The organism is Paraglaciecola sp. 20A4 (assembly GCF_011378905.1).
GTDB lineage: Bacteria > Pseudomonadota > Gammaproteobacteria > Enterobacterales > Alteromonadaceae > Paraglaciecola.
Genome location: NZ_WTPY01000016.1, coordinates 1 through 13650, shown reverse-complemented (window position 1 = coordinate 13650; position 13650 = coordinate 1). Strand labels below are relative to the sequence as shown.

Below are 13650 nucleotides of genomic sequence, written 5' to 3'. Positions count from 1 at the left end.
CAAGCATACATAAACTAAGAGCCCGTTTTAATGTCCTCTAAATGGTATTTATCTATAAGTGAATACAAGGTAGGACGTGTCACACCCAGTAATTCAGCCGTGCGCGACATATTACGTTCAGCCACTTGGAAAGCATGCCGAATCGCTCGGCTCTCGGCTTCTTCGCGCACTTCACGCAAATTTAATGTAGGCATCACACTTTGGTGCTCATTCACTTGAAGACCTAAATCATCAGGTTGAATATAGGCAGTCTCCGTCATAATAACCGCAGACTTCAGCTTATTCTGCAATTCACGAATATTACCCGGCCAACGATGCTGTAACATAGCCTGAACAGCACTGTCACTAAAGCCTTTGACCTTGGTTTTAAAATCTTCGTTATACTGATTTAAAAATGTTTTACCCAATAAGATTACATCGTTTCCGCGGTCGCGTAACGGCGGGATCAAAATATTGATCTCCCCAATACGATAATATAAATCTTCCCGGAACGTTTCTTCAGCTACCATCGATGATAAATCACGGTGAGTCGCACAAATAACCCGAATATCGACCGGTATTTCTGAGCGACCACCCACCCTTTCAATGACTCGCTCTTGTAAAAAACGCAACATTTTGGCTTGTAAACCGACTGGCATATCGCCTATTTCGTCTAAGAACAATGTACCGCCCTGGGCACTTTCAATCTTTCCTGGGGTGGTTTTATTTGCGCCGGTAAACGCGCCTTTTTCGTAGCCAAACAATTCACTTTCGAGCAAATTTTCCGGAATTGAGGCACAGTTAATCGCCACAAACGCGTTATTTTTACGTAGACTATGCTCGTGAATGCTGCGGGCGAATACTTCTTTACCCGTTCCACTTTCGCCTAATAATAAGGTGCTTATATCGGTTTGCGCGATACGTTCTGCTTTTTTGCTAACCGCTAGAATCTGTTCACTATTACCAATTATCCTATCCATTGAGGGCGCGACAGCCGATAAGTGACGGATCTCTTTTTCTAAGTCGTAAAGTTGGGCGGCGCGGCTAACCAACAGTTGAATAGTATCTGAGTCTATTGGCTTCTGATAAAAATCGTATGCACCTAGCTCAATGGCTTTTAACGCGTTGAGCTTATCGTTGTTGCCCGTGACCACTATCACCTTAGTGTTCGGTGACAATGCCAGTATCTCCTGCAACGCGGCAAGTCCTTCAGTGGCGTTTGCCGGATCAGGCGGCAAGCCTAAATCCAGCGTAATAACCTTGGGTTCGTGGCGACGTAATTGCGTAATGGCCGATGCTCTATCATCTGCGAATACCACGTCATACCCAGTAAAACTCCACTTTAGTTGCTTTTGAATGCCTAGGTCGTCATCGACGACTAAAATCTTATCCATGTAATAGTCCTTGCAACTTAATTCATTAGTCTGCTGGTATGTTCAATGTAAAGACTGTACCAACATTTTCTTCACTTTGAACATATAAAAAACCACCAATTTTTTCCAAAAATGTTTTAGCATCATATGCGCCAATACCCATTCCTGCGTTACCTTTGGTAGTATCAAAAGGCTTAAACAAACGTTGCTGAATAAACGTCTTACTCATTCCCGAGCCATTATCAGAAATGGTCACAACCATCTGCGTGTTTTGCGGAGCATGCTCTACTTCCACCCGCACAAAGCCATCATCAGCAGTGGCCTGCTGGGCATTGCTTATTAAGTGATACATCACATTGGCGAATTTATCCTGATCTAACACGACATCCGTTTCACTTATAACGTTCAACTCCACTTTGGGCAGTTGATTGGCGCAGCGTTGTTGAATAACATTGTCTATGCACTGGGATATACGACATAAGCGCTGAGGACTGGCCAAGTCAGAATTCTTCTCAGATAGCTGGCGCAGCATTTTTTCCATCCGCGCTTTAGTATGATGCAATGTTTCAAAAGTATCATCGATAAACTCAGGATTGTCTTTATGCTGCTCAGCATTACATAAAATCAAATCAATTTGCGCCAATACATTTTTCAAATCGTGAAGAACAAAAGCCGACATACGGGTAAACGCCGCAAATTGAGCGTTTTCAGCCACCTCTTTCGCCGCTTCGTGATGAAATAAGAAATTGGCGACTTGGTCCGTCACTGCGGTTAAATAATCTCGTAGCTCCCAATTTAGACTGCGTGGTGTTTCTTTGGTATTAGTCATTAAAACCAATCCCCAAAATACTTCCTCACGGTATATGGGTACCACCAATTGAAAGGTGGCTTTATTGAGTGCCGCGTGATTAACCTTTAACTCTTCGTACACAAAAGGTTTAGTGCGCAATTCAGCGATATCAATAATCCAATTTTTATGCTGAAAATAGTCAAAAAACTGCTGCATCACAATCAACTGATCTTCGCATAATGGCTCTGCATCTTGATCTGCCAGATACTCAACTTTATTGTCAACACACTTAATCAATAAACCCGACTGATAATCCATCGCTTGTAAAAAAGCATTAAGCACCGTTTGATAAACGGTTTGCCCCGGCCGATTATGGGCCAATGATTGGGTTAATTTAACCCATTCATGGCGATAATCAAATTGATTTGCAAAGAAGTGCTTGGTAATAAATACTTTTACTTTGGTACGGAAACTAGCAGATAAAAAGACAGTAACCAGTAAGGCTAACGATAAGAAAAATAACGATATTTGGATCGTGGAACTCCACTCTCCGCCCATATATTTAACCACATAACCAATCAGCGACATCACAAATAAGTAACAGCCCGCCACCACAAGCAAAGAACTGTGTAGCACTACCTCTCGACTAACAAATATATCTACGCCCCAATGCTGGACACGACGAATAGCCAGCACCAAAAAAGGGATAAGAGCAGTATAAATAAAGCCTCTGGCGGCGATGTAAGTGAGATCAATCTGCTCAACCATAAGGGCGTTAGCAAACGTCACAAACTCAAATAAGTTCGTTGCCCCAAGGTACAAGATCAGCGGCTTAAATGCCCAACGATTATCCCCTGCTTGACGATAGATGATTTCAAGCAATATCAGTACTTGCAATGCAAGCACAGTTTGAAATAAGAACAACCAACTGTCTGCTACATTAAAAAATAACGGCACAATAATAGCGACCATGGGTAGCGCTAAAATCAACCAAGTTTCGGGGCGTCTTAACACTCCGGTGAGACTGGTAAAGTTGTCTTTCAAGCAGGCTGCCAAGAACAGTAGCCAGAAAAATTGTTTTATATTATCGAAGACGATTAATCGTTCGACCGTAATTTCATCCATGAAAAATGGTGACAACGACCACAGGCACGTAGCAGCTGTAGCGAGAATTAGTAAGTATTTTGCTAACCCCGATTTACGCGACGTTAACAGTAACAACAGCAACAGTGCGTAACCTAACGCACTGGCTGCGTATCCCCAAACTGCTAGCATAATGGTGTTGTCCCCAACGTTATTATTCCGTTTTTATGCTAATGACGTAAAAAGCCATCCCTTTTCCAGTCGGCAACTACTGTCGCCGACTTAGCCGCTATTTTTTTCTAACCAGCAAACTGCCTATCGAATAACCTGCACCGAAAGAACATAGCAACCCGTAATCACCTGCTTGTAAATCCTTATGGTGCATACTAAAAGCAATAATGGAGCCTGCAGACGCTGTATTGGCATACTGATCTAATACAATCGGAGCTTCCTCTCGTGTGGGCTCGCGACCAAGTAATTTTTTGCTAATAAGGTTATTCATATTGATATTCGCTTGGTGTAACCACCAACGTTTAACATCGGCGGTGGTTAGCGTGTGACGCGTCAAATGCTCACTGATATGTTCAACTGCCATCGGGCAAACTTCTTTAAACACTTTACGTCCTTCTTGATGGAACAATTTGTCAGCACCGTAAGGGTCAACATCATTCGCTCTACTAACATAACCGAAATTAGAACGAATATTATTCGAAAATTGGGTCACGGCTTTAGTGCTGATAATTTCAAATACGTGGTCTGATGTAGCGGTATCCGCATTTTCGACTACCATCGCTGTTGCTACATCACCAAAAATGAAATGACTGTCACGGTCACAGTAATTGACCTGAGGAGACGTCAATTCAGGATTGATCACCAAAACTCCTTTGGCCGTGCCAGCGGTAATCATCTCATAGGCTCGGTGTAACGCGAACGTGGCTGCGGAGCAAGCAACCAGCATATCAAAGCCAAAGCCTTTAATACCCAGCGCGCCTTGGACTTCAATCGCTAAAGCAGGGTAAGAACGTTGCGTGTAGGCACAAGAAACGATAACGACGTCGATATCATCAGCGGTTTTGTTAGCTGCTTTTAACGCTAATTTAGCGGCATTAATCGCCATTTCAGCTTGATCAGATAACTCGTCATCTGAACGCTCCGCAATCATTGGGCGCATACGATTGATGTCTAAAATACCGTCTTTCACATAGCAATATCGACTGCGAATACCCGAAGCTTTTTGGATGAATTCAGCACTTGATAAAGGTTTCGCCACTAATGAGCCTGCTTCAATCTCATCGGCATTTTGTTCATTGAATTTTATGGCATAGGCATTGTACGCATCTACTAACTCTTCATTTGAGATGCTGTGTGGAGGATTCCATAATCCCGAACCACTGATCACTACAGAATTTGTCATGTTTGTTTTTCCGCTTGAAATATCTCGTTAGCTTATCGCTTTGCAACGGAAATGTCATGAATGTTCAAGCGTTTGGCCATTCCCTAACAAACTTTGTTAAGTTTAGAAGTGAAGTTTTAAGTCGATGCATCGCTAGATCTAAGCTTGCGCGGCCTCTGCGCCATAAAGCGTGTTCGGTAAAAAATCTGTAACAAATCGCAAGGGTGACCCTACGGATTTATTCATTATTCTAAATTTTGGATAAAAAAAGACGCGCTAGGTAGCGACAAATTGTCTTAGCACGTCTTATTATCGTGTGGATCGGGGAATCAATATTCCCAACTAACCTCAATGTTCTCGCTGATGACTCTCATGGGCAACTTCATGCTTTAACGTTAAGGCAATCAGTAATATCGCTCCGATACACCCGCCGACCAGCAATACGAAGCCGCCGTCCCAACCAAAATTATCTACTGTATAACCAAGGGCAATATTTGCTACAACCGCCCCGCCTAGATAACCAAACAAGCCGGTTAAGCCGGCTGCGGTTCCCGCTGCTTTTTTAGGCACGAGTTCGAGGGCAAAGAGACCAATTAACATAACAGGGCCGTATATTAAGAAGCCGATTGCCATTAACGCGATAATATCCACGCCCGGATTACCGGCTGGGTTTAACCAGTAAACCACCACGGCCACCAGCACCAGAATCATGTACAAAATAGCTGCTGGCGCCCGTCGTCCCTTAAACCACTTATCGCTTATCCAACCACATAAAAGTGTGCCTGGTATGCCCGCCCACTCATAGAGAAAATAAGCCCAAGAGCTTTTATCGAATGAGAAATCTTTAACTTCGTATAAATAAGTTGGCGCCCAATCCAATACTCCATAACGAATTAAATACACAAACGCATTTGCCACGGCTATAAACCACAACAGTTTGTTATTCAGCACAAACTGCATAAAGATTTGCTTAGCCGTTAATTCTTCCTCATGGGCTGCAGAATACTGTGCGGGGTAATCATTACGATATTCTTCAATTGGAGGCAAACCACAGGATTGAGGGGTATCTTTCATAATGAAATAAACAAACACTGCGATTAACGACGCACCGGCAGCTGGAATATAAAAAGCACTGTGCCAATCGTTAAACCATGCCATACCTAAAATGAAAAGCGGGCCTATTAAGCCCCCGCCAACGTTATGGGCAATATTCCAAAAAGAGACCGTTCGCCCCCTTTCGTTACCAGAGTACCAATGCACCATGGTACGCCCACATGCGGGCCAACCCATCCCTTGAGCCCAGCCATTGATAAACAGCAGTAAAAAGATACTAACGACACTTTGTGTTGCCCAATCGGTAAAACCAAAGATGAACATCACAGCAGACGAGACCAACAAGCCCGTCATCAAAAAATAACGAGGATTACTGCGATCTGACACACTGCCCATCAAAAACTTACTTAAACCATATGCAATAGACACAGCAGATAAAGCAATACCAAGTTGACCTTTGGTAAAGCCCTGCTCTTCAATTAAAAATGGCATAGCCAAAGAGAAGTTTTTACGGACTAAATAATAGCCTGCGTATCCAACAAAAATCCCAATAAATACTTGCCAGCGCAATGCTTTGTATTCTTTATCGATTTCTTCTTTGGGGAGTCGAGGCTGATGAGGAGCGGGTTTAAAAATACCGAACATATGATTACTACTACTTATAATTTTCTTAATTAAAACAGATGTTAAGCGTTAATGATATGTTGCGAATATGACAATTCATCAAGCCACATCCAATATTCAGTCATTTTTACTAAAAAATTTACCGATAATTATCAATGGGTAACGCTATTTTTTGCCTGAGCGTCACTCAGTCGACCTAACTTACTGACTTTCTTGGCCAACAATAATGCGCAAAGGCAACCGATAAACATAATCGCGCCAATAAATAAAAAATAGTACGCAAAGCCGTTTTGCCCTGCATCGAGCATGCGCCCAGAAATAGAGGCAAAGAAAATATCAGGGGTAAATCCCAGCACCGAAATTATGCCTACTGCTGTGCCAGTGGCCCCCATTCTAATCTGGCTTTCATCAACCAAGGCAAAGTAAATCCCACGTAGCGCAAATACGGCAAAAAAAGTAAACAACAACATAGCTAACAATAACGTTACCGCAGAATTGAAATTGGCAAGCCAAGCAATACCTAAAAATGCCAATCCCAGAGAGGCGAACAAAATATAGGTCATGCGACTGGTACGCAATCGGTCAGCAAGTATTCCCGCGGCGAGGGCTGCAATAGGACGAGAATAGCTGGCGAAGGTAATAAATTGCGCCCCTTCAACTTGCGACCAATTAAACGCCTGCACAACGAAAAGACTATAATTATCCAGTGCCTTATAGCCGCAATATGCACAAACCACCACACCGCCTTGTAACCATACCAGTGGATTATTCAGCGTTATGCGCAACGCACTCCAGAATGAATGATGTGGAGCGACTAGAGATGTTTGACTATGGTTGTCATCCACCTCTGGACGCTCAGCACTAACAAAGAACCAAGTTAGCAGCGCCGCAACAACCGTTAAAAATGTGTAGTAAATGATGAGTGAACTAATGGCCTTAAAAGCGTCATGACTGTTGTTAAAGTCACCTTGTGGATTAAATGCGCCTTGGCTTAATAATAGGATCCCCCCGCTGGCAAACAAACTGGCTGCGAGCCCTCGCCCCCCATCCAACAAACCAAAAGCAAAACCCTGACGATTTGGAGCAGCCGATAGACGTGTGGCTTTTATCATTGCAGCCCAAAAAACTAAGACTGTGGTCGCCCCCCAAAAGCCAAATAACAAAGTCAGTCCGAAATGACTTGGCCCGCTGAGTAAATACACGCCCCCTGCTGCAGTCGATAATAATGAATAACTCATTAGGCGATTAGGTGCATACCTATCGGCAATCAAGCCGCCAGGAAAATAGGACAACATAGCAACCACGCCGTATACCGCAAAGATGTCACCTAGTTGTGTGTTTGTGAGCTCAAATGCCTGCAAAAAAGTCGGCCGAAAAAAACGCGCTAAATGAAACGGTAATGCGAAAATTAGCTCGCCCGCAAGGATAATAATCAAGATATGACCGAACACTGATGTCACATTACTTTCACGACTCATAAGTAACCAAAATATCTATTAAGTGCCAATAGGGTTAATGCTTTTAGTTATCCTGTCAAGCGCATGGTAATTACAAAGAAAACTGGCCCTTGCTCAGCACATGACTCACTGATAGTTAACAAAGTTTGAGTCAACAAGATTCACAAGGTAAACTGCGCGGCAAATTTGCGACACCCGCCTATAAAATTATAATTTCAGCTAATCCTAGCGCTTTGCGCTAGGATTAATAAGCAAATATTTGTTGCCTCTTAGCTATCACTGGATCCCTATGCAAAACACACACACCAAGTGGATAAAGATATTCATCGGCGTCATTCTGATATGTTCAGGCTGCGCAACCATAGCTAACCTAGATTTGAATAAGCTTTACGGTAATGAAGACCCCAGTAATCGTGTATCTGCCACCCTCGCGCAATCAACACTAGAAAGTCCAGCCTCGCTATTTTATGAGAAGCAAGTGGCCCCAATCATCGAAGGGCGCTGCGTTGTATGCCACGCTTGTTACGACTCGCCCTGCCAGTTGAAAATGACCTCCCCCGAGGGAATCGAGCGAGGTGCCAACAAAGAAAAGGTTTATCACGGTTCACGTATTTTAGCCGCCACTCCGAATCGCTTGTTTATAGATGCATTGGATTCACAGGAATGGCGTGAACGTGGTTTTTACCCAGTGTTGAACGAGCGTGCGCAAACACCAAGAGCGAATACTCAAGCATCGGTATTGGCTGAAATGCTAACATTGAAACAACAGCATCCCCTGCCAAATGACAAACTGTTAGATGAGCGTTTTGATGTGAGTACGGATCGCAGCCAACAGTGCCCTACTATTCAAGAGTTTAACGGTTATGCGAAAAGCCAACCCTATGGTGGTATGCCCTACGCGCTGCCTGAACTTACTGACAATGAACACAGTGTGCTAATGAGCTGGTTAGAAAGTGGCGCATATATGCCAGCCCGCGCTCCAATTTCTGACGTTCTGCAACAAGCAGTCAATAAATTGGAAACCTTTCTAAATGGTGATAGCTTAAAAATGCAACTTAGCGGTCGCTACATTTACGAACACCTATTTAGTACCCATCTGTATTTCAGTGAACTGAGCGATTCAGCTGTACAGCCACAGTTTTTCAATGTAGTGCGCTCCAGAACCCCTTCAGGGCAACCGATAGATGTTATTGCCAGTCGTCGTCCATTTGACGATCCAGGTGTTGAGCGTGTTTACTACCGCTTGCAACCCGTGATGTCTACTATCGTAAATAAAGCCCACCAACCTTATGCGATTCACACTCAGCTCACTGATAAGTGGCAAAAATGGTTTGTTGACGCTGATTACGAAGTCTCTGCGTTACCTAGCTATAAACCGGGCGTTGGTGCTAATCCGTTGACAGCCTTTGCCCAATTACCAGTGAATGCCCGTTACCGATTTATGCTTGAGCGAGCACAAAATACCATCATGGGGTATATAAAAGGCCCGGTTTGTCGTGGTCAGGTAGCACTGAATGTCATCAACGACCGCTTCTGGGTATATTTTATAAAACCAGAAGTTGCTGCATCAGCTAAAATAAGCGCATTTTACGCCTCTCAGCGAGATAACTTGCGTCTTCCCGCAGAACAAGAGAGTAGCGCGCTTGCAGTAAAGTGGATTGAGTATGCATCAAGACAAGGCGACTACATGCGTGCCAGAAATAATTTTATGAATACCGCCATGGAAGATGGGCAGCACTTTACCCAGGACGACCTATGGACGGGGGATAATGAAAACGACAACGCCACCCTGACAGTATTTCGCCATTTCGATAATGCCACTGTAATAAAAGGGTTAGTGGGCAAACCGCCTAAAACGTCTTGGGTTATCGACTACGCTTTACTCGAACGTATACATTATCTACTTGTCGCTGGTTTCGACGTATACGGGAATTATGGTCATCAATTGATGACCCGGTTGTACATGGATTTTCTGCGCATGGAAGGCGAATCAAACTTTTTGGCATTTTTGCCGCCTAAAGGTCGACGCGAAGAGTTAGCATCTTGGTATCAAAAACCTAGCCCCGAATTGACAGAGTTTGTTGAAGGTAAAATTAATCCATTTGATCAACCTAGCGGCATTCAATTCAAAACTAAGCAGTATAAAAAAGAACTTTATGCTATTTTTGCTGAGCGTGTAAAAGACGTCCAACCAAACCGTTACAGGGTGCAAGACAGCGAACTAAACAGAAACAGTAAGGCCTTATTAGGGCAGTTAGCCAATATTAAAGGTCCTAGTGCATCTATTCTGCCTGAGCTAAGTATGATGATGGTTGAGCCTCAAGACGGTAATCAAGCTGAAATATTCACATTGGTGCGTAACAGTGCTCATTATAACGTCAATAGTTTGTTTTCTGAGGACGCCAATCGTGATTACAAAAATGATGATGTAACGTTAGTCCACGGGTTACTTGGTAGTTATCCAGATGTATTTTGGCGAGTCAAAGAGGCAGATTTAGCGCGTTTGGTCGCGAGCGCTCAACAGATTAAAAATGAACAAGATTACGAAGCTTTCTTAGATTCATTTGCCGTGCGCCGCACAACAAAAGACTTCTGGGAGTTTAGTGACAAACTTAATCAAATTTTTATGCAACACGACCCCATTGAAGCGGGTTTGCTAGATTACAATCGATTAGAAAACCGTTAAGCGGTTAATAATATTGGTATTTACGGTTGAATTCACTTAACCGTAAATACCAGCAAATTTTAGAGTTAACGACTTAAGATAATTGCTTCTTGCGACGACGCAAGCTAATAAAAGCTAACGCAAATACCCCGCTAAATAATGTCACTAGTGCTGATGGAGCCGGTACAGGAACATTTCCTACGACAATATCAATTGAGCTGGTTGCTAGCGCTCCACCGTTTGCATCAAACACGGTTAAGTTATAGGTGAAAATACCTTCTGCATCCGCGTCAAGTATGCCTGAATAACCGAAGCCTCGGTTCTGAGAATTCTGCGCTACGCTATAATTCCCAAAAATAGACGCATAGTTAGCCGTGTCGACTATCCCATCACCATTGCCTGTCGAGCTATCACCTAACTCGTTATCAGTTTTTAAGGTAATGATATCGAAAGCGACGAAGTCAGTACCAGCAGTGGGATCTAAATCAAATTCAAATAAATAGGAATAATCATCGAGTGTATTTCCCGACGCATCGGTATCTACGTTGACCGCATACTCGAAATTAAATACCGAGCGATTAGCCGGAATAGAACTTAGCGTAGGATCAAAAGTATAAGTACGATCCCCATCGTAATTAAAAGTATTTTCTGGACTACCCGCTGCGTTATAACGTAACTTGCCTCTAAGGGCGACTTCTACGCCACTAACGGTTTCGCCGGTCCAAGAACCATTTGCGTTACCATCGCCAAAAATGACCTCCGGTGTAATATTACCAGTGCCATTTATTGGCGAGGCGAAAACATTGAAAGATAACCCCAGTACCGCCGTTAAGCTGAGTACCTTAACCATATTTTTAGCTAATTTAGTGCTTATTTTTGTTCTATTTCTTTTGTGCATGTGACATTCCTCTTTATGAAAATCACAGCCAGTGCAGCAAGAACAACACCACAATTAAAAGTGCTTTTTATTCAAGGTCTTAAATAATTCAAGAAAATCAAGACCAGTAAATTGTAAACAAACTTGACATTTTATTAACATTTTTGACTGGTTAACCACTCGAAAATAGTGATTTAGATCTGTCAGCAAAAACATGCCATTATACTAAGGTCTACCAATGACTTCCTATATACATTATGGTTTTTCTAATGCAGCTTGGCGTTCTCGCTCATAATCTTCAAAACGCTTGGCCTCAATTTCTTTGCATTGCCTAAACTGCACATCTGATAAAGCACTGCGTTCACATTCGCTTTTTTGGTAAGACTGTCCAACCTTATATAATTGCTTATTAGTGCAAGCAGATACAGACAATAACAGGGTGATAAAAATGATCGCTTGTGCGTGCACTTTATTCATTCGCGGCATACTAGGTGACATAAGAAATCCTACTCGTTAATTTGGCGCTACATTGCATTTATCTAGAAGAGTCGGCATGCAAAAAAATTTATGTTCTGTAACTCATCGAATTTTTATGCATCATGCTTTTTTCACATCATCTTGCCAACGCAATGCCAAGAAATCAATAAAGGCACGCACTACATTTTGTTGATGATCCCGGGACAGATATACCGCCCATAGATTACTACCCGGTGAAGAATAGTCGGGTAACACTTGGCACAACTCCTTGTTAGCTAAATAATCATTAGCCAAATCGCAGGGTAAATTAGCAATACCCAAACCGCGTAAAGCAGCCTTTAAGATAACGCCCATTTCATTAGCTTGTATATTTCCCCTTACCGGGATTTTTTCATCACTGGTAGCAGACAATACTCGCCACAGACTGTGACTGTTATGCACCAAACAATTATGACTTAGCAAGTCGCTAGGCTGCGAGAGTGCTAGATGTTGACGAATATATTCAGGAGACGCACACAACACACTATCAATATGCATTAATCTCCGGGCAATGAGCTGTTGATGTGGAACTTCTATATAGCGTAATGCTATATCTACCCGTTCATCGACCAACTCACTTAAACTATCTGACAGCACCATCTGAATTTGAGTTTGTGGATGCACTGCGACAAACTGCGCTATTGCATCTAACAACATGTTTTGTCCTAAACCAATTGGTGTAGCAACGCGAATGGTACCAACCAATTCATGATTATGACTATGAGCACGGCTTTCAAGGTCTGACACCGAACTAATTATTTTTTTGGCAAACACCAACGTTTCTTCGCCTTGTAAGGTCAAACTTACCTTTCGGGTCGTTCGATGGAAAAGACGTAAATTTAGCCATTGCTCAACGTCTTGCACATGCCGTGTCACCTGCAGGCGACTCAAACCTATCTTATCCGCAGCTTTGGTAAAGCTGCTACATCGAGCAACCTCGATAAAGCTTTGAAGTGATGTGATTTTATCCATTAGTATCTTATATTGAAACAATCTTAGTCATAAAAGTGTATTTATCATCAAAATGCATATAAGTAAACTAGCCCCACTGAATTAACACAACACATTAATCATTCGGAGTTTCATTATGAAAATTGCAATTTTAGGCGCAACAGGTTGGATCGGTAGCACTATTATGACAGAAGCTAAAACACGTGGGCACGATGTTATCGCGATAGTGCGTGATCCAAGCAAGGTAAACGAAGAAGGTGTAATTTCGCGCGCTTTTGATTTAACAAGTGGTGACGACTTTGCGCAAGCAGCCCAAGGTGCAGATGTGGTGATTGCTTCCATTAGTGGACGCGCAGCAGGTAACCACAACTTAGTGGCTGAAACTGCGAAACGTTTACTTGATTCGTTAGCCAATACCCAACAACGCTTAATTTGGGTAGGTGGTGCCGGCAGTCTAGAAGTTGCGCCAGGCGTATTACTGGTTTCTTCACCCGAATTTCCTGCCGAATTCAAGGATGAGGCTCTTGCCCAAGGGGAAGCACTCAACATATTCCGTGCGAATAAAAGCGCTACTCAATGGACGTTTGTTAGCCCAGCAGCCCAGCTTTATCCGGGTGAGAGTGAAGGTACCTTCCGCATTGGTGGAGACGCATTTTTTACTAACAGCCTCGGTGAAAGTAAAATATCAGTGACAGACTATGCCAAAGCATTGGTCGATGAAGCTGAAAGCGCGGCGCACAATAATCAACGTATAAGCGTTGCCTACTAAGCAGCCATTAACGCTATTAACTGTATGGCGTTTTATCAAATCATCATACGTAGGATCTTAAGGAAATTAGGGGTTGAATGCATGTTCTAAATCTGATCAGATGTTTATCGCCAAACAAAC

Annotated in this window: 10 protein-coding genes; 2 read left to right on the top strand and 8 right to left on the bottom strand. The window is 42.9% G+C overall.

The window, feature by feature from the left end:
- Positions 1-14: 14 nt before the first annotated feature.
- From prsR to GQS54_RS14410, 5 genes are all read right to left on the bottom strand, one after another.
- Positions 15-1373, bottom strand: coding sequence for a PEP-CTERM-box response regulator transcription factor (gene prsR / locus GQS54_RS14430; protein ID WP_166424684.1), 1359 nt, complete (start codon positions 1371-1373; stop codon positions 15-17).
- Between the two features lie 25 nt (positions 1374-1398).
- Positions 1399-3417, bottom strand: coding sequence for an XrtA/PEP-CTERM system histidine kinase PrsK (gene prsK, locus GQS54_RS14425; RefSeq protein ID WP_166424683.1), 2019 nt, complete (start codon positions 3415-3417; stop codon positions 1399-1401).
- Positions 3418-3514: 97 nt separating this feature from the next.
- Positions 3515-4639 (bottom strand): beta-ketoacyl-ACP synthase III, encoded by a 1125-nt coding sequence (locus GQS54_RS14420; RefSeq protein ID WP_166424682.1) that lies wholly within the window; start codon positions 4637-4639, stop codon positions 3515-3517.
- Between the two features lie 327 nt (positions 4640-4966).
- Positions 4967-6316 (bottom strand): glycerol-3-phosphate transporter, encoded by a 1350-nt coding sequence (gene glpT, locus GQS54_RS14415; protein ID WP_166424681.1) that lies wholly within the window; start codon positions 6314-6316, stop codon positions 4967-4969.
- A gap of 131 nt (positions 6317-6447) precedes the next feature.
- Positions 6448-7773, bottom strand: a complete 1326-nt coding sequence (locus tag GQS54_RS14410) for an MFS transporter (RefSeq protein WP_166424680.1) — start codon at positions 7771-7773, stop codon at positions 6448-6450.
- A gap of 268 nt (positions 7774-8041) precedes the next feature.
- On the opposite strand from GQS54_RS14410, the gene GQS54_RS14405 reads away from it, so the two are divergent.
- The gene (locus tag GQS54_RS14405; protein ID WP_166424679.1) at positions 8042-10438 is read left to right on the top strand and encodes a fatty acid cis/trans isomerase; all 2397 of its coding nucleotides are present in this window, start codon (positions 8042-8044) and stop codon (positions 10436-10438) included.
- A gap of 73 nt (positions 10439-10511) precedes the next feature.
- Here GQS54_RS14405 and GQS54_RS14400 read toward each other — a convergent pair whose 3' ends face one another.
- The 3 genes from GQS54_RS14400 to GQS54_RS14390 all read right to left on the bottom strand — a co-directional run bounded on the left by GQS54_RS14400 (position 10512) and on the right by GQS54_RS14390 (position 12782).
- On the bottom strand, positions 10512-11315 hold the full coding sequence (locus tag GQS54_RS14400) for a PEP-CTERM sorting domain-containing protein (protein ID WP_166424678.1): 804 nt from the start codon (positions 11313-11315) through the stop codon (positions 10512-10514).
- Between the two features lie 234 nt (positions 11316-11549).
- Positions 11550-11792 carry a hypothetical protein gene (locus GQS54_RS14395; RefSeq protein ID WP_240919957.1) on the bottom strand — a complete coding sequence of 81 codons (243 nt, stop codon included), beginning with the start codon at positions 11790-11792 and terminating at the stop codon, positions 11550-11552.
- Between the two features lie 99 nt (positions 11793-11891).
- Positions 11892-12782, bottom strand: a complete 891-nt coding sequence (locus GQS54_RS14390; RefSeq protein WP_166424677.1) for a LysR family transcriptional regulator — start codon at positions 12780-12782, stop codon at positions 11892-11894.
- Positions 12783-12897: 115 nt separating this feature from the next.
- Here GQS54_RS14390 and GQS54_RS14385 point away from each other — a divergent pair, with 115 nt between their 5' ends.
- The gene (locus GQS54_RS14385; protein ID WP_166424676.1) at positions 12898-13530 is read left to right on the top strand and encodes an NAD(P)-dependent oxidoreductase; all 633 of its coding nucleotides are present in this window, start codon (positions 12898-12900) and stop codon (positions 13528-13530) included.
- The last annotated feature ends 120 nt before the right edge of the window (positions 13531-13650 follow it).

Bases quoted from the DNA above. Each gene is read 5' to 3' on its own strand.
- prsR (WP_166424684.1), bottom strand. From the start codon at position 1,373: ATGGATAAGATTTTAGTCGTCGATGACGACCTAGGCATTCAAAAGCAA.
- prsK (WP_166424683.1), bottom strand. From the start codon at position 3,417: ATGCTAGCAGTTTGGGGATACGCAGCCAGTGCGTTAGGTTACGCACTG.
- GQS54_RS14420 (WP_166424682.1), bottom strand. From the start codon at position 4,639: ATGACAAATTCTGTAGTGATCAGTGGTTCGGGATTATGGAATCCTCCA.
- glpT (WP_166424681.1), bottom strand. From the start codon at position 6,316: ATGTTCGGTATTTTTAAACCCGCTCCTCATCAGCCTCGACTCCCCAAA.
- GQS54_RS14410 (WP_166424680.1), bottom strand. From the start codon at position 7,773: ATGAGTCGTGAAAGTAATGTGACATCAGTGTTCGGTCATATCTTGATT.
- GQS54_RS14405 (WP_166424679.1), top strand. From the start codon at position 8,042: ATGCAAAACACACACACCAAGTGGATAAAGATATTCATCGGCGTCATT.
- GQS54_RS14400 (WP_166424678.1), bottom strand. From the start codon at position 11,315: ATGCACAAAAGAAATAGAACAAAAATAAGCACTAAATTAGCTAAAAAT.
- GQS54_RS14395 (WP_240919957.1), bottom strand. From the start codon at position 11,792: ATGTCACCTAGTATGCCGCGAATGAATAAAGTGCACGCACAAGCGATC.
- GQS54_RS14390 (WP_166424677.1), bottom strand. From the start codon at position 12,782: ATGGATAAAATCACATCACTTCAAAGCTTTATCGAGGTTGCTCGATGT.
- GQS54_RS14385 (WP_166424676.1), top strand. From the start codon at position 12,898: ATGAAAATTGCAATTTTAGGCGCAACAGGTTGGATCGGTAGCACTATT.